Source organism: Streptomyces sp. NPDC058955, from assembly GCF_042741435.1.
GTDB lineage: Bacteria > Actinomycetota > Actinomycetes > Streptomycetales > Streptomycetaceae > Streptomyces.
Genome location: NZ_JBHYKM010000247.1, coordinates 1 through 1,328, shown reverse-complemented (window position 1 = coordinate 1,328; position 1,328 = coordinate 1). Strand labels below are relative to the sequence as shown.

Annotated in this window: 2 protein-coding genes; one reads left to right on the top strand and one right to left on the bottom strand. The window is 67.5% G+C overall.

Going from position 1 to position 1,328, the window contains the following annotated elements; translation table 11 throughout:
• Positions 1-72: 72 nt before the first annotated feature.
• Positions 73-902 (top strand): IS5 family transposase gene (locus tag ACFW1I_RS38370; RefSeq protein WP_384678815.1). Its coding sequence is split into 2 segments (ribosomal slippage): positions 73-385 and positions 385-902, totalling 831 coding nucleotides; the frame shifts between segments, so codons are not numbered across the junction.
• A 5-nt stretch (positions 903-907) separates the two neighbouring features.
• Here ACFW1I_RS38370 and ACFW1I_RS38365 read toward each other — a convergent pair.
• Positions 908-1,291 (bottom strand): hypothetical protein, encoded by a 384-nt coding sequence (locus ACFW1I_RS38365; RefSeq protein WP_384678813.1) that lies wholly within the window; start codon positions 1,289-1,291, stop codon positions 908-910.
• Positions 1,292-1,328 lie beyond the last annotated feature (37 nt).

Below are 1,328 nucleotides of genomic sequence, written 5' to 3'. Positions count from 1 at the left end.
CCTAGAGCGTGTCTCTTTGATCGGCTGGTCGGTTGATCGGATGTGTCCGTCCGGTTAGTAATCACTGATGCGATGTGGGACCGGATCGAGCCGTTGATGCCGGCCGATCCGGTCCGCGGCCGGCGGTGGGCCGATCACCGCCGCACCTTGGAGGCCATCGCGTGGAAGTACCGCACCTGCTCGCCCTGGCGGGACCTGCCCGACGAGTTCGGCTCGTTCCAGACCGCCCACAAACGCCTGATCAGGTGGGCTGTGGACGGCACCTGGGAACGCATCCTTGCCGCGCTGCTGGCAGCGGCCGACGATGCTGACGACATCGGCTGGACCGTGTCGGTGGACTCCACCGTCTGCCGGGCCCACCAGCATTCCGCCGGAGCCAGGAAAAAGGGGCTCCAGACCGGGCCGAACCCGACGACCACGCACTCGGACGCTCCCGAGGCGGCCTGAGCACGAAAGTCCACCTCGCCAGTGACGCCCGTGCAAGGCCCCTGGCCCTCCGCGTCACCGCAGGCCAGGCGGGCGACGCCCCGGCCTTCGAGACCGTCATGGCCGCCATCCGCGTTCCGCGAAGCGGACCCGGACGACCGAGAACCCGACCCGATGCCGTCCTCGCGGACCGCGCGTATTCATCCCGCGCGATCCGAAGTCACCTCCGCCAACGCGGAATCCACGCTGTCATCCCCCAGCCCTCCGACCAGATCGGCCACCGGCTGCGGCGAGGCAGTGCCGGAGGTCGACCGCCCGCCTTCGACTCCGAGGCATACAAGCAGCGCAACTCAGTCGAACGCTGCATCAACCGGCTCAAGCAGTGGCGCGGCCTGGCCATGCGGACCGACAAGCTCGCCATCGCCTACCAGGCCGCGCTCCACCTCGCCGCGATCCTCATCTGGGCACGGCGATAGCCCGCTCAGCGATCGACCACCCAACGTGCGTCCGCAGGCCAAGAGCCCGTGCCAACGATGTGCCCCACGAGCCTGAATGCCTCACAGATGGGGACGGTGTCCTCATCCGGATACTCGTCGCCCTGTCCGTTGGAGAGGATGAACCCGTCGCTCGACCCCGCAGTTCCGGGATCCACGGCATGCTCGCCGGGACCACCCTCGCCTTCGAGCAGCACCACCATCGCGCGCTCGGTATTCGTCACGAAGGCCAGCAACCGTCCAGACGAACTGGTCAGCCACGTCTCAAGCTGCCCGCTGTCGATCCGCGACCGAAGAGCCTCCACCACCCCCGCCGACGGCACAGGGACAGGGCTGTCGTCATTGATCACCCAAGACTCGATCACGAGCACGACGATCTCACGGACGGATCCAAGAGACAGGCCCTAG